17 protein-coding genes are annotated in these 19686 nt (G+C 66.2%); 9 read left to right on the top strand and 8 right to left on the bottom strand.

From position 1 onward, the window contains the following. Window positions 1–20: 20 nt before the first annotated feature. From E6K76_06535 to E6K76_06525, 3 genes are all read right to left on the bottom strand, one after another. Window positions 21–1526, bottom strand: a complete 1506-nt coding sequence (locus tag E6K76_06535; protein ID TMQ58874.1) for an ABC transporter permease subunit — start codon at window positions 1524–1526, stop codon at window positions 21–23. Further along, window positions 1526–2296, bottom strand: a complete 771-nt coding sequence (locus E6K76_06530) for an ATP-binding cassette domain-containing protein (protein TMQ58873.1) — start codon at window positions 2294–2296, stop codon at window positions 1526–1528. The genes E6K76_06535 and E6K76_06530 overlap by 1 nt, the downstream gene beginning before the upstream one ends. An 85-nt stretch (window positions 2297–2381) precedes the next feature. Further along, entirely contained in the window at window positions 2382–3296 is a 915-nt protein-coding gene (locus E6K76_06525) for an EamA family transporter (GenBank protein TMQ58872.1), read from the bottom strand. A gap of 168 nt (window positions 3297–3464) precedes the next feature. Between E6K76_06525 and E6K76_06520 the strand changes: the two genes are divergently transcribed. Beyond that, window positions 3465–5105 (top strand): MFS transporter, encoded by a 1641-nt coding sequence (locus E6K76_06520; protein TMQ58899.1) that lies wholly within the window; start codon window positions 3465–3467, stop codon window positions 5103–5105. Here the strand turns inward: E6K76_06520 and E6K76_06515 are convergent. After that, window positions 5102–6595: an RNB domain-containing ribonuclease gene (locus tag E6K76_06515; GenBank protein TMQ58871.1), complete on the bottom strand. Its 1494-nt coding sequence runs from the start codon at window positions 6593–6595 to the stop codon at window positions 5102–5104. The genes E6K76_06520 and E6K76_06515 overlap by 4 nt on opposite strands. Then, a complete protein-coding gene (locus E6K76_06510; GenBank protein ID TMQ58870.1) occupies window positions 6592–7392 on the bottom strand; it encodes a TIGR00730 family Rossman fold protein in 801 nt (266 codons plus the stop codon). The genes E6K76_06515 and E6K76_06510 overlap by 4 nt, the downstream gene beginning before the upstream one ends. Window positions 7393–7522: 130 nt before the next feature. Here E6K76_06510 and E6K76_06505 point away from each other — a divergent pair, with 130 nt between their 5' ends. Further along, entirely contained in the window at window positions 7523–7906 is a 384-nt protein-coding gene (locus E6K76_06505; GenBank protein TMQ58869.1) for a hypothetical protein, read from the top strand. 1 nt (window position 7907) lies between these two features. Here the strand turns inward: E6K76_06505 and E6K76_06500 are convergent, their stop codons facing one another. Next, the gene (locus E6K76_06500; GenBank protein ID TMQ58868.1) at window positions 7908–8408 is read right to left on the bottom strand and encodes a hypothetical protein; all 501 of its coding nucleotides are present in this window, start codon (window positions 8406–8408) and stop codon (window positions 7908–7910) included. Window positions 8409–8622: 214 nt separating this feature from the next. Between E6K76_06500 and E6K76_06495 the strand changes: the two genes are divergently transcribed. Further along, window positions 8623–10452 carry a tetratricopeptide repeat protein gene (locus E6K76_06495; protein ID TMQ58867.1) on the top strand — a complete coding sequence of 610 codons (1830 nt, stop codon included), beginning with the start codon at window positions 8623–8625 and terminating at the stop codon, window positions 10450–10452. A 130-nt stretch (window positions 10453–10582) separates the two neighbouring features. Further along, window positions 10583–11782: an NAD-dependent formate dehydrogenase gene (locus E6K76_06490; protein ID TMQ58898.1), complete on the top strand. Its 1200-nt coding sequence runs from the start codon at window positions 10583–10585 to the stop codon at window positions 11780–11782. A 131-nt stretch (window positions 11783–11913) separates the two neighbouring features. On the opposite strand, the gene nagB is transcribed toward E6K76_06490, so the two are convergent. Together nagB and E6K76_06480 are read right to left on the bottom strand one after the other, a co-directional pair. Then, window positions 11914–13827 (bottom strand): glucosamine-6-phosphate deaminase, encoded by a 1914-nt coding sequence (nagB, locus tag E6K76_06485; GenBank protein TMQ58866.1) that lies wholly within the window; start codon window positions 13825–13827, stop codon window positions 11914–11916. Between the two features lie 55 nt (window positions 13828–13882). Then, window positions 13883–14386 carry a DUF1203 domain-containing protein gene (locus E6K76_06480; GenBank protein ID TMQ58865.1) on the bottom strand — a complete coding sequence of 168 codons (504 nt, stop codon included), beginning with the start codon at window positions 14384–14386 and terminating at the stop codon, window positions 13883–13885. Window positions 14387–14616: 230 nt separating this feature from the next. Between E6K76_06480 and E6K76_06475 the strand changes: the two genes are divergently transcribed. The 5 genes from E6K76_06475 to E6K76_06455 all read left to right on the top strand — a co-directional run. Further along, complete coding sequence (locus tag E6K76_06475; protein TMQ58864.1) at window positions 14617–16878, top strand: TonB-dependent receptor; 2262 nt, start codon at window positions 14617–14619, stop codon at window positions 16876–16878. Window positions 16879–16928: 50 nt separating this feature from the next. Then, entirely contained in the window at window positions 16929–17543 is a 615-nt protein-coding gene (locus E6K76_06470) for a sigma-70 family RNA polymerase sigma factor (protein ID TMQ58863.1), read from the top strand. Beyond that, window positions 17533–18279 (top strand): zf-HC2 domain-containing protein, encoded by a 747-nt coding sequence (locus E6K76_06465; protein ID TMQ58862.1) that lies wholly within the window; start codon window positions 17533–17535, stop codon window positions 18277–18279. The genes E6K76_06470 and E6K76_06465 overlap by 11 nt, the downstream gene beginning before the upstream one ends. 107 nt (window positions 18280–18386) lie before the next feature. After that, window positions 18387–19172, top strand: a complete 786-nt coding sequence (locus E6K76_06460) for a hypothetical protein (protein ID TMQ58861.1) — start codon at window positions 18387–18389, stop codon at window positions 19170–19172. 105 nt (window positions 19173–19277) lie between these two features. Further along, on the top strand, window positions 19278–19686 hold a 409-nt coding region (locus tag E6K76_06455), incomplete at its 3' end, for a hypothetical protein (protein TMQ58860.1).

Genomic DNA, 19686 nt, shown 5'->3' with positions numbered 1-19686 from the left:
AAGCAGCCGCCTCGCCCGGTCTATCCCTTGATGGGGGGAAGGCGGAGGCCCCTCGGGACCGCCACAAGGTCGATCAGGTCGAAGGCCCTCTGAACCAGGAGTGCCAGGACGGCCGCGGGAATCGCCCCTTGCAGGATGAGCGAGTTCTGCCGGAGCTGAATGCCCGACAGGATCGGCTCCCCCAAGCCTCCCGCGCCGATCAGGGCCGCCAGCGTCGCGGTTCCCACGTTGATCACGGCGCTTGTCTTGATTCCGGCCATGATCGCGGGGGAGGCCATCGGAAGACGCACCCGGAAAAGCTGCGCCCGAGGGGAGAGCCCGATCGCCGCCGCGGCTTCGGCCAGGGGGACGGGGATCGTGGTCAGGCCGACGTAGGTGTTCCGAACGATCGGGAGGAGGCTGTAGAGGAAAAGCGCGATCAACGCGGGCGCCACGCCGATTCCGAAGAGCGGAATGAGCAGCGCGAGGAGCGCCAGGGAAGGGATGGTCTGGAGGAGGCCGGTCAGGGAGAGAATCGTGCTTCCGATCAGGGGCGAGCGCGTGGCGATCACCCCGAGTGGAACCCCGATCAGGACCGCGACGAGCAGAGAAAGGGCCACGAGCTTCAGGTGTTGCCCGGTGTTTCGAAGAATCGAGCCCGCCACGTCGGCTTCGGCGGGTTTCCGCGCCGGAGCGCGGCCGAGCGCCTCGGCGAGAAGCGAGTCCGCCGATTGCCGGAAGGTTTGACCCCCCAGCACGACGCGCGCGTTGGCCCGGATCATCCGCGCTTCGTCGATCTTGCCGGTGAGGGCCAGGATCGCCTCGAGCGCGCGGGGCTCGCGCGCGGCGAGATCCAGACGGTAGAGCCACACGGCGTCATACCGAGGGAAGAACCCGCGATCGTCCTCGAGCACATGGAGCCCCAGGCGCTCGATCTGGGCGTCGGTCGTGTAGATGTCGGTCACGTCGATCCGGCCGCTCGCGAGCGCGGTGTACGCCAGCTCGTGCTGGATCCCGACGACGTGCTTCATCCGCAGCCCGTAGTGGGCCGCGAGCCCGGCGTAGCCGTCGGGGCGTCCCATGAACTCGTGCGTGAGCCCGAGCTTGAGCTCCGGGTGGCGCGCGAGATCCGAAATCGTGCGCAGGGCGTAACGCTCCCGCACCGCCCGGGTCACCGCGAGGGCGTAGCTGTCGTTGAATCCAATCGGCTCGCTCACCCCTAGCCCCTCCTTGGCCATGGCCGCGCGCATCGCGGGCAGCGCGACCGGGCGCGGGGCGTGGAGGATGACCTCGAGGAGGGTGCCGGTGTACTCCGGGTAGACATCCACGCTCCCCGAGCGGAGCGCCTGGTAGACGATCTCCGTGCCGCCCAGATTGCTGCGGTGCTCGACATCGGCGACGCCGAGCGCCCGCGTCTCCTCGGCGAGGGCTTCTCCCAGAATCCAGGATTCGGGAAAGGCCTTCGAGCCCACCGTCACTCCCGCCGTCGCCGGGGCCGTGAGCAGAAGGAGGCCAAGGGCCGCCGCGTGGACCGGATGCGCGCGCATCAATTCGCCGTGAGGTCGGCCACGTCGAGGAGACGCTGGGCCCGGATGAACTCGGTGACAAAAGGATCGGCGGGGGTTCGGATCAGATCTTGCAGTCTTCCGCGCTGCAGAACTCTGCCCGACCGCATGATCGCCAGCTCACCCGCGATGTAGGCAGCTTCGGCCATGTCGTGGGTCACGAAGAGCACCGTCTTTCGCAGCCTCTCGAAGACGCGCTTGAGCTCGCGCTGGAGATCCGATCGGATCATGGGGTCGAGGGCCGTGAGCGGCTCGTCCAGGAGGAGCACGTCGGGATCGAGCATGAGCGCGCGCATGAGGGCGACGCGCTGCCTTTGCCCGCCGCTCAGCTGCGTCGGGTAGCGCGCGAGAAGGCCGCGGGAGATCTGGGTCAGCTCGAGGAGCTCTGCGACCCGGGCCGCGACCTTGCCCCGCTCCCATCCTGTGTCGCGGGCGACGAGCGCGATGTTCTCCTCCACGGTCAGGTGCGGGAAGAGCCCGCCCTCCTGGATCACATACCCCATTCGAAGCTGGAGCCCGCGCCGGGTCGAGGGCTCCATCCTGATGCCGGCGACCGTAACCCGACCCCGGTCCGGCCCGAGGAGCCCCACGATGAGGCGGAGAAGGGTGCTCTTGCCGCAGCCGCTCGGGCCGATCAACGCGAGTGTGGCCCTGGGTTCGATCGTGAGGCGATCCACGTCGAGCGCGACGGTGCCATCGTAGCTCTTCCGCAGATCTTCGATTTCAATTCCCGCGGCATCCGGCAAGGGCATCCTCCGTCGCGCTACGGTCGCGGCTCGGCCCGGACAGGGGACCCATCATGGGGGCAAAGGGCCGCTCCGTCACCGTCCTTCGTGATCAGCGCGCCGTTTGCGCGCTGATGATCAACGCGACCCCGGTAATCGCGACCGCCGCGGCGCTCAGCGTCCGAAGGGTGAGAACCTCCCCCGCGAGGGCCCATCCGAGAAACATCGCCACCACGGGGTTCACGAACGCGTAGGTCGAAGCGCGTGCCGGAGTGGTCGCGCGCAGGAGCCAGATGTAGGCGGAGAACCCGACCAAGGAGCCGAAGGTGATCAAGTAAAGGAGCGAGAACAGCGATCGGGCCGAGGCAGCCGAGGGGTTGATCTTCGACCACTCCCCCAGGACGGCGCCCGCCAGAAGGAGGAGAGCACCCCCGGCCACCATTTCCATGCCGATCGCGAGGAAGGGGGAGGTCGGGAGCTTCGCCCGCCGCGAGTAGAGCGAGCCCGCCCCCCACAAACCCGCGGCAAGGAGGAGAACGGCGGCGCCGAGGGGCGGGGCCGCGCCGCCGGGCGCGCCCCCGGTGTGAACGAGGAGCGCGACCCCACCGATCCCGAGCGCGAGCCCGATCACGATTCGCCGGCTCGGCCTCACGCTTCCTTGCCAGAGCCAATCGAGCAAGACAATCCAAATCGGAACCGCCGAGATGAAAAGCGCCGCCACCCCGGAAGGAACGATCTGCTCGGCCCAGCAGACGCCGCCGTTTCCTCCGAGGAGCATGAGCCCCCCCACGACCGTCGCCTCCCGCCATTCGAGCGCCGTCGGCCAGGGCGTGCCCCGCGCCCGCTGCCAGATCACGAGCACGGCGCCGGCTACGAGGTACCGCACACCCGCCATCCAGAGGGGCGGGAGCGTCTCGATCGCGAAGCGTATGGCGAGGTAGGTCGAGCCCCAAATCACATAGACGGCGCCGAACGCGATCCACAGGCGCAGGCGGGTTGGGGCTCTGCCGGCGGGAGCGGGCTCCATGGTCGGCGGAACCTACCAGGATCCCGCGCCCGCCGTCGCGCCGGATTTCGCCTTGTTATCGGAACGCGCCGTGCGCGAGCCGAGGTGGCTTGACGCACCCCCGCGGCGTAAGCGACCCTCATCGCTGCCGTGCTCGCAAACATCCCGAAATCGCGGAAGCTGCTCGTCATGGTCGGCGTCATGCTGGCGCTGTTCCTGGCGGCACTCGACCAAACCATCGTGTCGACGGCGCTCCCGCGGATCGTCCAGGAGTTCCATGGTCTCGAACACCTGAGCTGGGTCCTCGCCGCGTACCTTCTCGCCTCGACGGTCGTGGTCCCGGTCTACGGCAAGCTCTCCGATATCTACGGGCGCAAGCCCTTCATCCTCTCGGCGATCGTCTTGTTTTTGATCGGCTCGGTGCTCTCGGGCGTGTCGCAGAACATGCTCCAGCTCGTCTTTTTCCGGGCGATCCAGGGCCTGGGCGGGGGGGCCATTTTCGCGAACGCGTTCGCGGTCGTCGGAGATTTGTACCCCCCTGCCGAGCGCGGCCGGTGGCAGGGGCTCCTCGGCGGAGTATTCGGGCTCTCGTCCGTCATCGGTCCGACGCTCGGAGGCTGGCTCACGGACCACGCGTCCTGGCGATGGAATTTTTTCATCAACATCCCGGTGGGGATCGTGGCGTTTCTTGCCGTGGCCTCGCTGCTCCCGCGCATCACGCCCGACCGAAAAGGACGGTCGATCGACTATGCGGGCGCTCTGCTCCTGACGGCCGGTCTCGTGTCGCTGCTTCTCGCCCTGATCTGGGGCGGCACGCAATCTCCGTGGGGCTCGGCCACGATCCTCGGGCTCTTCGCGGCGGCGTTCGTCAGCCTTGTCGCATTCGGTTTCGTGGAGGCTCGCGCCGAGGAGCCTATCCTCCCGCTGTCTCTTTTTTCGAACCCCATATTCTCCGTGTCCATGGCCGCGCTGTTTCTGGTCGGGATCGGCATGTTCGGCGTCATCCTCTTCATTCCGCTCTTCGCGCAGCTCGTGCTGGGAGTCACCGCGACCAATTCGGGAACCATCCTCACCCCGCTCACGCTGGCGTTCGTGGCGGCCAGCGTCCTCTCGGGTCAGCTCACTTCCCGGACGGGGCGATACAAGACGATCGCCGTGGCGGGGCTCGTGGTCGCGACGGTGTCGCTCTTTGTGATGTCCCGCATGACCGCCGCGACGTCGCAGGTCTCCCTCGTTGCGCGCATGGTCGCGACGGGACTCGGCATCGGCGCAACGCTTCCCGTGTTCACGCTCGCGGTGCAGAACGCATTCGAGCACGCGAAGCTGGGGATCGCTACGGCCTCCGCGCAGCTCTTCCGGAGCATCGGGGCCACGGTGGGCACGGCGGTGCTGGGGAGCGTGCTCAACGCGCGCCTCTCGCGCGAGCTGGGAAGCCTGGCCCACGATCCCTTCATCCAGGTGGCGGCCCGCGCATACCCGGCCGCGCACCTGGAGCGCCCGGACGCGAACACGCTGCAGCTTATCCTCACGCAGCCAGGGCGCGGGCGCATCGAGGCGCAGCTGGCCCATCTCCCGGCCGTGCTCCCGCCCGAAGCGCACGCCGCGTTCCATTCCTTCCTCGGCAGGGCGCGCGCGGCGTTCGCGGTGTCGATCACGGAGACCTTCCTCATCGCCTCCGCGCTCATGGCGGTCGCGTTTGTCGTTTCTCTCTTCCTGAGGGAGATTCCGCTGCGGAAAACCCACGCGGAGCGCCCCGGGGATGCCGCGGAACGGGAGCTGGAGGCCGAGAGGGCCGTCCTCCCGGCGCGGGACGCGCCGGGGAGCCCCTAGCGCGGCTCGGCGCGTCCGATTCGCGCGAAGTCGATGAATCCGCGCTCGGGATCGGTGTGGATGAGCTTCACGCGCACGCGGTCGCCCACATCGAGCCCCGCCGAACCCCGCTCCACGCGTCCTTCCACCGGCGGATCGAGGGTGCGCACCCAGGTCCCCTCGGGCGACGCGCCGGTGACGATCCCCTCGAACTCTTGTCCGATCCGATCGCTCAGCAGGCACGCGGCGGCGGCCTTGCGCGTCAGGCGTTCGACCTTCTGGGCGGCGTCCTCCTTGAGCGTGCAGTGGCTCGCGAGCGCCTCGAGCTGGTCGCGGTTCAACGGGGCGCTGCGCCTCGCGAGCGCCGCTTGGAGCAACCGCTGCGTGATGAGGTCCGGGTAGCGCCGATTGGGCGCTGTCGAATGGGTGTAATCGGTTACGGCGAGGGCGAAATGTCCCGGGACATTCTGTCCTGGGAAGCTCGCCACGTACTCGCCCCTGCCGAGCAGCTTGATGATGGAAAGAGAGAGATCGGGGAAGCGCAGCGGATCGGCGGCGCGGCGCCGGAGCAGGAACTCGTTCAAGGGCTTCGCGTCGGGCTCGGCCGGCAGGGATTCGCCCAGAGCCCGGGCGATCTCGACGATCCGCTGCCACCGCTCGGGTGAGCGCACGACCCGCCTCATCACCGGAAGCCGCCTCTCCGTGAGAAAGCGCGCGATCGCGCCGTTCGCGGCGATCATGAAGTTCTCGATGATCTCCTTCGCCCGATTCCGCCTCTCCGGGGTGAGGCCGGTCACGGCTTCGTCCTCGAAACGGGCGCGCACGTCGATCGTCTCGAGCTCCAGCGCCCCGTGTTCGTGGCGCCGCGTCTTGATGGCCTGGGCCGCGCGATCCTGGATCCGGAGATTTTCCGTGAGGTGGGGCACCGCCTCGACCGCGGAGGGGATTCCCGCATTCCCTTCGAGCCACGCGCCCACGCTCGAGTAGGCCAACTTCGCCCGGTTCCGCACCGCAGCCGGGGACACGCTCGACTCCGTCGTGAGGCCCTCGCCGTCCACCGTGAATTCCACGGCCACGGCGAGTCTGTCGACCCCTTCGTTGAGGGATGTGAGATCCGTGCTCAGCCGCTCGGGGAGCATCGGGAACACCTTGGGCGGCGTGTAGACCGAGGTTGTGTTGGCGACGGCGTGCCCGTCCAGCGCCGATCCAGGCTCGACCATCGCGCTGACGTCGGCCACGGCCACGATGATTCGGGTGGTGCCCCCGTCCGGCGCCGGCACAGCGACCGTGAGCTGGTCGAGGTCGCGCGAGTCGTCGTTGTCGATCGAGCACCACGGGAGATTTCTCAGGTCGCGCACGCCCGCGCCACGCGGCTCGGCCGGGCCGGCGATGCCCTCGACCTCCGCGATCGCCTCGGCGGGGAAGTCAGGCTCGAGCCCGTACTCGACCATCGCGCGGCGCGCCACCCGGAGAAGCAAGGCGCGGTGCTGAGTCTTGGGAATGACGGTCATGGCCCGGGTCGCGGATCCTCTGGGGTCGTCGATTTGGCGATCGCCGGGGTCACCTCATTCTCGTCCGATCCGAGCATTTTCTGAAGAAGCTCGAGCCCTGCGGCCGGAGATTCGACAAAATGCAATAATTCAAGATCGCGCCGCTCAATCATTCCGTCACGGACCAGCACGTCGAAACGGATGAGGTCCTTCCAGTATTCGGCTCCGTACAGGAGCACCGGCACCCGGCGATCAAGTTTCCGGGTCTGCGAGAGGGTGAGGATCTCGAAGAGCTCGTCCAGCGTCCCGAATCCGCCGGGAAAGACGACCAGCGCCCGGGCAAGGTGCGTGAACCACAACTTGCGCATGAAGAAATAGTGGAATTGGAAGCAGAGACCCGGGGTGATGTAGGGATTGGGACGCTGCTCGTGCGGCAGCCCGATGTTCAGGCCGATCGTGCGTCCTCCCGCGTCGGCCGCGCCGCGGTTTGCGGCTTCCATGATCCCGCCCCCGCCGCCCGTGCAGACCAGGAACCGGTGTGCCGGGCGCTTCAGGGTTTGGGACCACGCGGTCACGAGACGCGCCAGCTCGCGGGCGGCCTCGTAGTAGCGTCCCATGGGCCCGTTGGCGCCGAGCCGCGCGGACCCGAAGAACACGATGGTGTCGTGGACGCGATGCGTCCGGAAAGCATCCAGCGGCTGGAGATACTCCGCGAGAATCCGGAGCGGCCTTCCTTCCTCGCCTTCGAGGAACTCCGGATCGCGGTAGGCAAGCGGGGGCTGAAGGGGGGCGGGGCGCGGTCCGGAGTTGCGCGGCATGGGAGCCACGCTAGCACAATGATCGGGCGCTCACCACGTCGCGGAACGATCCTGCCGCGCGAAGCTCCGGCCTCCACGTGCTATATTTGGCGAAGGAGAGGGGTCGGTTCGGTTCCTGGAGGCTCCGACGATGCAGATGGGGCGGGGAAGATTTTCGATCCTTTCGGCTGTGGCGCTCTGCCTCACCGTTCTTTCGTGCAGCACAAAGTCCAACCCGGTTGCCGGCACGACACCCGACGTGATCATCTCGATCAAGGCGAACAGCTCGCAGCTCGGGTCACGGGCGTATTGGCCGAGCCCCGATACCGTGCTGGTTGGCACCAAGGTTGCCTGGAAGAACAACGACTCCATGGCCCACACCTCGACCCAACGTACAGGGGCGTTCACGTGGGACACGGGCCCCATCTCACCTGGAACCAGGAGCGTGGTGGTCACGATGACCGCCCCGGGGAACTACGACTACATCTGCACGGCCATGATGCACACCATGAAGGGGGTTCTCGTCGTCAAATAGATCAGCTCATCACTTCGCGGAGGATGCGTTGCAGCGCCTTCTCGGCGAATTTTCGATGGATCGCGGTCATGATCCACGGCCAGAACAGGCAGAAGAAGGTGACCAAACCCCAGAACATGTAGGGGCCGTAGGCGTAGGCGGCAACATCTCGCCGCATCCTCTCGATGCCCAAGAAGCAGATCAGGAAGACGAGACCCAAGATCGCGCCGTGGGCGACGGCGGTCCAGGTCCAGCGCCAGAATGTGACGTGGTAGCGCACGGAAGCTGCGCCGTTCCGGCGAACGGTGACGTCGTTGAGCCCCACATTGTAGGCTGTCAGGAAATCCCCGGCGCCAAAGGTGATCTCGTCGCGCCCCTGGGAGCGGACCACATAGTTCGCGCGCTTCCGATGGCCGCGCATGAGCAGCCCTTCCTCGACGCGCTTCCGAATGCGGGCGACGAAATCGTCGGGGATCCGGACCAGCTCGAGTTGGCCTTCGAACTCTGGAAGGAATGGATTCAACGGTGACCTCCCAGGCGGCTCGGCGCTGCGATCGCAGCCGTGGTTTCCTCGGCGTTCATCCTCTATCGTTATCGGCCGCCGACGGCGTTGGAACAGCAAAAAGTCATCCTCCTGAACGGCCTGGTTCGGAGGCATTCTGAGAGTCCGCACTCCCCCAGCAGGTCGCAGCCGTTGGCCGCTCTGGCTCGGCGCCATCCTGGTCCTCACGTTTGTCGTGTACCTGCCCAGCCTGGACAACGGCTTCATCAACTGGGACGACAACTCCTACGTGACGGAGAACCCCGCCATCGCGCAACCGAGCCTCCACGACCTGACCGTCCCGGTCGGGGGCAATTACCATCCGCTCACGATGGTTTCCCTCATGCTGAACTATCGCCTCTCCGGGCTCAACCCGGCTTCCTACCACTGGCTGAATCTTCTGATTCACCTGGCGAACACCGCGCTCGTATTCGTATTTATCCGGAGGCTCTCGGGCGGGAGGTTCTGGACAACGATCGCCTCGAGCCTTTTCTTCGGGATCCACCCCACGCACGTGGAGTCGGTCGCATGGGTCTCCGAGCGTAAGGATGTCCTGTACGCGTTCTTCTATCTGACCTCGCTGATCCTCTATCTGCGCTACCTCGGTTCTGGACGGGTTCGATGGCTCATCCTGACCCCGTTCGCGTTCCTCCTGTCCCTGGCGTCCAAGCCGGCGGCCGTCGTCCTGCCGCTGAGCCTCCTCGCGATCGACTATTTCCGCCGACGCCCCTGGAGCCTCTCGCTCGCGCTCGAAAAGGCACCCTTCTTCGCGATCTCGATCGCGGCCGGTCTCCTCACGATCCATGCGCAGCACCTGGCGGGCGCGACGAGCGCCTCGGAGCTATACAGCCCGTTCAAGAAAATGCTCTTCGCTTCCTATGCGACGGCGATGTATGTGGTGAAGCTGTTCCTGCCGGTTCATCTCTCCGCGATCTACCCGTATCCGCGCTACACGTTGACGACCCTTGGACCGAAGTTCTATATCGCGCTCGCCGCCCTGGCGATTCTTCTTCCAGCGATCCTCTATTTTTGTCGCCATGTCCGGGTCGTTCTCTTCGGCTTGGCATTCTTCTTCATCAACATCGTTCTCGTCCTGCAGCTCTTCACGGTCGGGACCTCCGTCATGGCGGACCGGTACACCTATCTGCCCTATATCGGTCTGATCTTCGCCCTCGCGTGGTGGCTGGATGAATCGCCCGGGCCGAAGCTCGCCCGGCTTCCGGTACGACCTCTCGTAGCCGGGGGCCTGCTTCTCCTCTTCCCGTTCTCCCTCGTCCAAACCTGGAAGCGATGCGATGTGTGGCAAGATCCCGAAACCTTCTGGAACGACACGATCCAGAAGTACCCGCGGCAGATCGTCGATGCCTACAATAATCGCGCAAACTACTACTATCGCTCCGCCAAGCGGGTGGACGACGCCCTCGCCGATTACGATCAGGCGCTGGCCCTCAATCCAAGGGTTCCGCGCACGTGGATGAACAAGGGGATGGTCCTCGCCGAACAGAACCGCAACGACTCCGCCCTTGTTTGTTTCGACCACGTCCTGGAGCTTCAGCCGGAGCATACGGACGCGTTGAATAACCGGGGCGGCATCAAGTTTCGGATGGGCGATTTGACCGGAGCGGTGGATGACTTTTCACGCGCGATCGAGCTGAAACCGGATTTCTGGTACGCGTACACCAACCGGGGCCTCGCGTATTTCCATTTGGGCGAATACGAGAAATCGATCGCCGATTGGCGCCGCGCGACCGAGCTGCAACCAAACAATCCGACGACCTATCAGACGTTCGGCTCGATCGGAGAGGCGCTCCTCCAGCTGAATCGTCCCCGCGAGGCGGTCGCCGAGTACGACAAGGCGATTCGGAGCGCGCCGCCGGGCGATGAGCGTCTGGCCGCCTACTACCTCAATCGAAGCAACGCACGGTGGGCTCTGAACGATCGCGGCGAAGCCCTGAGGGATGCGCTGGAAGCGCAGCGGCTCGGAGCCAAGGTGGACCCCGCCTACCTCCGGCGGCTTGGCAAATGATGCCACGCGATTTCCATAAGCCCCCTCTGATATTCTCCAGCCACCGGCGTGCCCCGGTCCATTGCCGGGATTACCTCCCCGTACCGCTTCCGGCCGTGCCCACTGGTTGAGAAGGAGAGGAGTGACCCATATGGCCAAGGTGCTCTGCGTGCTGTACGACGACCCCGTCGAGGGGTATCCGAAATCCTATGCTCTCAGCGGCATTCCAAAGATTGAACGCTATCCCGGCGGCCAAACCGTTCCGAGCCCGCAAGGGATCGATTTCAAGCCCGGCGCGCTCTTGGGCAGCGTCTCCGGCGAGCTCGGGCTCCGTCGGTTCCTCGAGTCGCAGGGGCACACCCTGATCGTCACCGCCGACAAGGACGGCGCGGGCTCCGCCTTCGAGCGGGAGCTGCCGGATGCGGAGATCGTGATCTCACAGCCGTTCTGGCCGGCGTACCTGACCGCGGAGCGGATTGCCAAGGCGCGGAAGCTCAAGCTGGCCATCACGGCGGGCATCGGGTCCGATCACGTCGACCTCCAGGCCGCCATGGAGCGCGGGATGACGGTCGCCGAGGTCACCTACTGCAACAGCATCAGCGTGTCGGAGCACGTCGTAATGATGATCCTGGCCTTGGTGCGCAATTACATCCCGTCGTATCAGTGGGTCGTGAATGGCGGATGGAACATCGCGGACTGCGTCTCCCGCTCCTACGACCTGGAGGGGATGGCGGTCGGAACGGTGGGCTCGGGTCGCATCGGCACGGCGGTCCTACGCCGCCTCAAGCCCTTCGACGTGAAGTTGCACTACACCGATCGGCATCGGCTGCCGGCCGAGGTCGAGAAGGAGTTGAACGTGACGTTCCATCCGAACGCCGAGTCGCTGGTCCGCGTTTGTGATGTGGTCACGATCAACACCCCCCTGCATCCGGAGACGGAGCATTTGTTCAACGACGCGCTCATCGCCAAGATGAAACGGGGCGCCTATCTCGTGAATACGGCCCGAGGGAAGATCTGCGACCGCGACGCGATCGTGCGGGCCCTGAAGAGCGGACAGCTCGCAGGATACGCGGGTGATGTTTGGTTTCCGCAGCCAGCGCCGAAGGATCATCCGTGGAGGACCATGCCGCACCACGGAATGACGCCGCACGTGTCAGGCACCAGCCTGTCCGCCCAAGCTCGCTACGCGGCCGGCGTGCGCGAGATATTGGAGTGCTGGTTCGGGGGCCGTCCCATCCGCGAAGAGTACCTGATCGTCGCCGGCGGGGAGCTTGCCGGCGCGGGCGCGCATTCCTACAGCGCGGGGAACGTGACGGGAGGTTCGGACGAAGCGGCGCGATTCAAGAGATAGAACCACCGGGGAGCGAGAGACGTGCCCGCGACCAAATCCTTGATTCGGAACATCTCCGATACCGCACGCTGGGTCGCCGTCTATAGGGTGTGCTTGCTGGAGAAACGCCGGCCGGTTGCGGAGAGGACCGGCTAACGGCGATCCAGAATGGATGCCGCGGGGGCGGAGGCGCGTACGGTAGCCCTCTCTTCGTTCCCCGCCGGCGCGCCGGGGCGCACCACGAGCGCTTCCATCGCGAAGTACTCCGGCAGTCCCAGCCGGTCGACCAGGTGCGCCGTGGCCTTGTTTCTCTCCTCGACGCGCTGCCAGAACTCGCGCTCGTCCACCCCGGGGAAGGGCGCGCGATCCTTCTGGCTCTGATGCTTGAAGATCGCGCTGATCTTGAGCCTTAGCTCTTCCTCGGACATCGGGACCAGGATGTCCGCCTCGGCGACGGACCATTCCTCCCATGCCCCGCGGTAGTACCAGATCTCCGGCGCCTCTCCCGTATAACGCTCGAGCGCGCGGTCGATCGCGTCTTTACACATCCGGTGGGTCCCGTGCGGATCGGAGAGGTCGCCCGCGACCAGGATGATGTGGGGCTTCAGGTCATCCAGCAACGCGAGGATGATCTCGATGTCGCGCGCGCCGATCGGATCCTTCCGTACCTTCCCGGTCTGGTAGAAGGGCAAGTTGAGGAAGCGGGCCCGATCCGGCCCCACGTGCAACACCGCGATCGCGGATATCGCCTCGACCTCCCGGATGCGCTGTTTCAGCATGAGCACATTCTCGCTGTCCACCTGGCCCGGCTCCTTGCGGGCGAGGAAGTCCTCCACATCGCAGATCAAGGGGGCGAGCAGCTCGTTGCCGTAGCCGAAATCCTGTGCCGTTCGGCGCAGGAAATCGAGGTAGCGGCGCACCTCGTGATCGAAGACCGCGATGTTGCCCGAGGTCTGATAGGCGACGACGATCTCGTTCTGGTTCTGGCGCAGCTTCCGGAGGATGCCGCCCGCCGAGATCACGTCGTCATCGGGATGCGGCGAGAAGACGATGATGCGTTTGCCTTGCGGCAGCTTGCTGCGTCCGCGGATCTTGGCGCTGAGCGCGTTGAAGACGATCCCGTTGAGGTCTCCGGAGGAAGCGTAGCGGGCGAGGAGCCCCGTGAGGCGGTGCTCGCGATAATCCACGTCGTCCAGCTTGAGCACCGACTTGCCGGTGACCTGGCTGAGCCACACGACGGCCTCGATCTCCAGCGCGCGGGTCCACTCGCTGTCGCCCAGGAGCCAGGGCGTCTTCCGGCGCGTCAGCTCGGCGGCGGCCGCGGCGTCGAGATAGACCGTCGCGTTGGGATGCTCTTGCAGGAATGTCGCCGCCACCGAGCGGTCGATGTCCCCCTCGACGGCGCGTCTCACGATCGCGGCCTTGTGCTCGCCGGTCGCGACCAGCGCGATCTCCTTCGCCTCGAGGATCGTTCCCACGCCCATCGTGATGGCTTCGACCGGCACGTTCTCCGTCCCGAAGAAGTCGGCCGATGCCACCCGCCGCGTGATCGTGTCGAGCACCACGAGGCGGGTGCGCGAGCCGTCGCTCGACCCCGGCTCGTTGAAGCCGATGTGGCCCGTCTGCCCGATTCCCAGGATCTGGAAGTCGATGCCGCCGGCCTCCGCGATCGCGCGCTCGTACTCGAGGCAGTGTGTCTCGATTTCCGCCCGCGGAATGTCACCACGCGGGATGTGTACGTTCCGGGGTTCGATGTTGACGTGCTCGAAGAGGTTTTCCCACATGAACCGGTGGTAGCTGTGGAGGCTGTCGGGGGGCATCGGGTAGTACTCGTCGAGATTGAAGGTCACGACGTTGGAGAAGTCGAGAGCCTCGTCGCGATAGAGGCGAATCAGCTCTCGATAGATGCCGATGGGGGTCGAGCCGGTCGCCAGCCCCAGGACCGCCGTCTTCATGGCGTCGCGCCGGCTGCGGATCAGCTCGGCGATGCGCCGTGCGACCCGCAGGGCGATATCGTCGTACGCCTCCTCCACGACGACCGGAATCCGTTCCGAACCTTCGCGCATGCCCACGAGACCTCTTCGGATGTCCCCTGACCCTCCCAGCCAGGAGCTCGTGATCCTACACGAGCGGGCCGAGCGCCGGTGAATTCTCCGCTTCCCGCTCGATCCGGCACAGGAAGCAGCCGGCCCTCGCATTGTGCGCGTGAATATAGGCGACGGCGGGGTTTGAGAAAAACCGCTCGATGAGCGATTCCAGCACGGCACCTTCCACGATGTCGCACTCGATCATTCGATGCTCGGCGTCGTAGCCCCGCAATGCGAGCAAACGTCGCCGCATGAGGTCCGGCACGATCGCGGGGCGGTCGTAGGGCTTGCACCCGCCCGCGTGGACGAAGATCGGTCCCACGTTTCTATAGGGAACCGGGCGTTCAAAGGGCGAGTATGAGAAGAGGAACACCTCCTCACCGACCGCCACGTCCTCGAGGCAGACACGGCAGGGCATGGCCCGGGGCTCTGTGGCGCGCATGGGTTGGATCTCGAGGTTTCCGTGGCCATCCGAGCGCCCCTCGCGGATCCGGTTTGTGGTGGATTGCGGGATGGGTACGATCCGAAACGCATTCATGACAAACCTCCGGGGAATCCGTGTGGTACTAGGTCGATCGCTTCCATGTGTCTTGCGCTGACCGGATCATTAGATTCAATCGAGGGTCCGGTTCGCGACTCGATTTCGATCTAGTTATTCGACCTCGCTCCAGGTGGAGAGGCCGCGCAGGAGCCCCGCCCGCGCCGTGTTAGAATCGAGGGGTTCCCGACCCCAATTTGGATCGATTCAGGCAGTCCGGGGGAGGATGTATGGGGCCCGTCTTGCTGGGTGCGGTCAAGGTCCTGCTCGTGGTGCAGGCGACGCAAGCCACGGTCGTCGGCACGGTCAGGGACGTTGAAACCTCCCAGCCTCTCGCGGGCGCCGTCGTCGCCCTGGCCGATTTGGACCACCGTGCAACCGCTACCGACGAGAGCGGGCGCTATGGGCTGCGACAAGTCCCGCCAGGGGAGCACCAGATCACCGTCCGTTTCATCGGCTATGCCCAGCATTCCCTGCACGCGCTTGTGCCGCGGGAGGGGGAGCTCACGATCAACTTTTGGCTCCGCTCCGAACCCGTCCGCATCCAGGCCATCGACGTGCGCGCTCCGGCGATCGCCCGAGCCGGCGACACGGCCGAGTTCCCCGATCGCGAAATCTCCGTCGACGCCGTGCGGAACCACCCTCTGCTCGCAGAACCGGACGTTTTCGAAGCCCTCGGCGGCGGCGAAGTATTCCTGAGGCCGGAGTCGCCGAGCGGGGTCAATGTTCGAGGCAGCGCCTCGGACCAGACCGCCTACCTGCTCGACGGGATCCCGGTGTTCAACCCCTTCCATGCCGGCGGAATGTCCAGCGGATGGAACCCGGACGCGCTTTCCAGGCTGCATCTATCGGCCACGGCTCCGTTGCTGGCGTATCCGCATAGCTTGTCCGGGGCCATCGAGGCGGTCACCCGCGCTCCGGGAGACCGCCTGCGCGCGCAGGGGAGCGTGAGCACCATCCAGTCGCGCCTCACGTTCGATGCCCCACTCGGCACGGACGGGGCGGGCTATCTCGTGAGCCTGCGGTCGGGACTGCCCGACGGCATCGCCCCGAGGCAGGAGGCTTCCTATCTGAGGGGCGAGACCGGCGACTGGCTCGCCAAGCTCGAGGCGCCGGTGCTCGGCGGCCGAGTTCAGCTGCTCGGCTACGGCAACGAGAACGACCTCAACACCGCCGCCGCCGTGTCGACGGACGACGGAACGGCCCAGGATGCGCGCCGCAACGTCTTCGAGTGGTACAGCCGGTCGCTGGGCGCCCGGTGGAGGCGTGTCTTCTCCGGCACCGCGGTGAACGTTCTGGGATGGAGCGCGGCCGGGGAGGAGGGTTCCATTTGGTCGGCCCGCGCGGGCTGGGTGGACATGGCGGCGGCTCGCCGGGACCAGGGCCTCCTCGCGGCCGTGGAGCACAGCTCGCCACGGACCACCACCGCCGCGGAGCTGCGCCTCGAGGAGAGCCGCACGTCCTATCGCGTCCAGCCCGATTCCGCGGGCGGGCCCTCGTGGAGGCTCACCGCGATCACGCCGGTCGCAACCGCGCTCGCGAGGCATTCCAGGATGCTTAATCGACAGATCGAATTCAAGCTCGGGGCCGCCCTCGCCGCGATCCGAGGCGAGATGCGCTTTGGGCCCGACGCACAACTGGCATGGCATCCTTCGAAAGAGCTGACCCTCTCCGGGAGCTACGCCCGAACACACCAGTTCGCCCAGTCGCTCCGAAACCCCGAGTCGGTTGTCGGCAATGTGTTCCCGGTCGATGTCTACTTGGGCGCCGGCGCCTCGGGCGTCCCCGTTGCTCGGTGCGAGCAGGATGTGATCGCGGCGGACTTCCGGCCCCGGAGGGGCTTGCGTTTCGCTTTGCAGGCCTATGAGCGCCGCTCGGATGGACTGGTGCTTGTCGCGCCGCGGGACGGCGAGCCGTTCGCAACGGGTCCGTTCGCCATCGGCTCCGGTGTCTCGCGCGGCGTGTCGGCGGATGCCGCCGTGAACGCCACTCGGTACGGGATCGTCGCCAGATACGGCTACCAGCGCGTACGGCTCACGTACGGCGATCTGAGCTACACCCCCGAAAACTCAGCCATGCATCTTCTGGAGGGCGGGGTGACCGCTTTCCCGAGCGCGACGACCTCCATCCGTCTCGGCGCCACGGCCGCCATGGGGCGCCGTACGACGGCCATCTCCGACGGCTTCGAGTGGGAGGCCTTCAACCTCCTCGACAAGGGGTCCGAGTTCGGCGGCAGCCCTCATTACGACGGGGAGCAGCTGGGCGCGACGGCGCTGCCGGCCTATTTGCGCGTCGACCTGGGTCTCAGGAAGCAGTGGCACGTCGGGGTCGGGGCAAACCACGCGACGGTTGCGCTCTTCGCCACCGTCACAAACATCCTCGGCCGGAAGAACATCTTGACCTACGCCAGGGATCCTTCGACAGGAGAGCTTTTCGGGATCGAAATGCGTCCCCGGGCTCCGCTCGTCGTCGGGCTCGACTGGGGTTTTTGATCCGGCCGCTCGCATCGTGTCACAAATCCATCAGACCTTGGTTCCCTTCCATGGAGGCCAGTGTGGAGGGTCGGGGACTGGTTCAAGGCTACGGCAAAGCGCCGGCGGGCTTGCGAGCGCGTCGGCGGGGGGGTGTTCGCGCGCTGCCTGAGAGCTTGCCGTCGTTCCACGACCGGTTCGTGGACCTCTTCGATGCCCACTTCCAGCGGCTCTACCGCTTCATGAATCGCCTGTCGGGCGAGCCGGAGCTGGCCGCCGATCTGGTTCAGGAGGCTTTCGTCAAGCTGTACCGAAGAGGCTCGCTGCCGGATGCCCCAGAGGCCTGGTTGATCAGCGTCGCGATGAACCTCTTCCGGAACGAGAAGTCGACGCGCAGCAGGCGGCTCAAGCTGCTGACTCCGGCCCGGAGCGAGGGAGCGCTCTCCGACCCGCCTCCTTCCCCCGAAGAGGCGGTTCAGGGAGAAGACTCGCGTCGGAGCGTGCGCATCACGCTCGACCGAATGCCGGAAAGGGAGCGGCGAATGCTCCTGCTCCGGGCGGAGGGGTACCGCTACCGGGACATCGCGGCGGCCCTCGAATTGAACGAAGCCAGCGTGGGCGTGCTCCTGGCCCGCGCGCGACGAGCGTTCCGCAAGATCTACGAGGATTCATTCGGTGCACCTTGACGAAGAACAAGTTCAGCGCCTTCTGCACGGCGAGCTCTTGTCGGGGGCGGAAGCCTCCGCCCGCGAGCACCTCGCCGGGTGTGTCGACTGCCGGCGTCGTGTCACCGAAGCGGAGCAAGAAGAGGACGAGGTGTACGCGCTGCTCGGGACCGTGGATGACCCCCCGCCGCACGTGAGCGCCGGCGCGATCGCGGCCAGGGCGCGCGCCCCTGACTTCACGTGGGTTCGCCGAGTGGCGGCCGTTCTCCTGGCGGTGGGCGTCGCGACCGCGGCGTACGCGGTGCCCGGCTCCCCTCTGCCGCGGTGGGTGGGCGCGTTTGTGGGATGGGTCGGGGGACGCCAGGCCTCTCCGCCCTCAGCCCGCGGCCCGATGCAGGCCCCGGAGCCGCGGGTCGCGGGCATCGCCGTCAGCCCCGGGCAGAGGCTCGTCATTCTCTTCACGTCGCCCCAGGCCGAGGGCCGGGCACGGGTGTCCCTGACCGATGGCACGGAGGTCGTGGTCCGAGCGCCGCCCGGCGCCGCGGCCTTCACATCGGGCGTGGATCAGCTCGTGATCGACGACCAAGCCACTTCGGCCACGTTTGAGATCCAGATTCCCCGCGCCGCGCCATGGATCGAGATACGTGTGGGCGGCGATCGCATCTTCCTCAAAGAGGGTCCGCGCGTCACTGCCAGGGCGTCCGGGGATTCTACGGGTGCAGCCGGTTTCTATTCCTTGCCGTTGGCACCCCCCTAGGTTCCTCGCGGCTGACCCCGCTGTCACAAGCCTCCGCCCTCGTTTGTTCCCTCCATTGCAGCGCTGTGTTCGCCGGATTTCAGGCAGTGCAAAGGAGGAGACAACCCATGAACGTCCAACCGATTTTCGCCTTCCGGATGGCCCTGATCGCCACCCTTCTGGGCCTCTTGGGATGCAGCCATGACGGGACCCAGAGCGCCTTCAACTCCCTCGCGCCGAGCCGTCAAGACGCGCAGGGCATGTCCGCCAGCTCAAACGCGCGCTCCGTCGTTCCCCCGTTCGACCCGGCCAGCTTCGTGCCGCGGGTGGACAACCCATACTTCCCGCTTACCCCCGGCACGGTTTACTCCTACGTCTCAAGAACGGCCGACGGCGTGGAAAGCAACCAAGTCGAGGTGACCCGGGACACCAAAACGATCGTCGGCGTCCGGACCACCGTCGTCCACGACCGGGTCGACCTGGACGGCTCACTGATTGAGGACACCTTCGACTGGTACGCCCAGGATGGCGAAGGAAACGTCTGGTACTTCGGTGAAGATACGAAGCAATACGACCACGGCGTGCTCGTGGGCACGGTGGGGTCATGGGAGGCGGGCAAGAACGGGGCGAAAGCGGGGATCATCATGCTGGCCCACCCTCAGAAAGGCGACGAATATCCACAAGAAGAATCCCCGGGGGTTGTTGCGGACAGGGCGCGCGTGGTCAGCCTGAGCGAGACCGTGACCGTACCCTACGGCACGTTCAGCGGGTGCCTCCAGACCATGGACTGGACTCCCCTGGAACCGGGAGTTCGCGAGTTCAAGTTCTACGCCCGCGGGATTGGAACCGTGCTGGAGCTCACGCCCCGCGGCGGCCGCGAGCGAGTCGAGCTGACGGCGCTGTCCAGACCGTAGGCAGCGGTCGGAATCAGCCCACTTGCCGCGCTCGAACGGGGGCCGCATAATGAGCTTCTGAAACGACTCGTTACGAAAATTCCTCCATCGAGGGGAGACGCCGCGATGAGAGATTTCTCGACGTTCAACCGGGTCGGCGGCCTCGTCGCGGCCTCCTCTCTGCTCGCTGCAATCCTTTTGGGGCTGCCCACCTCGACCGATGAATCCTCCGTAGCGAACCCGTCTGGAGTGAACCCGTCCGCCGCGTCGCCTGCGATCGCCCGCGCCGCGTCGCCTGCGATCGCCCGCGGGGCGGAGCGCCCGGGAGTGGCCGGGATGGTGATCGGGATTGATCCGGAGACGGGCAAGTTTGGCATGCCCACACGGGAGCAGCTGAAGGAGCTTTCGGAGCTGGAGCAGCTCCGGCTCGACCATTCGCCGGCGGATCTCGTCGAGGTGCACCACTCGGACGGGTCGGTCAGCGTGGACCTGCAGGGCCGATTCCAGGAGTTCATGACGGTCCGAGTCGGCCCGG

The sequence above is a fragment of the Candidatus Eisenbacteria bacterium genome, assembly GCA_005893275.1.
Taxonomy (GTDB): domain Bacteria; phylum Eisenbacteria; class RBG-16-71-46; order SZUA-252; family SZUA-252; genus WS-7.
The sequence above is the reverse complement of the archived record's forward strand: the minus strand, read 5'-3'. Positions and strand labels throughout refer to the sequence as shown.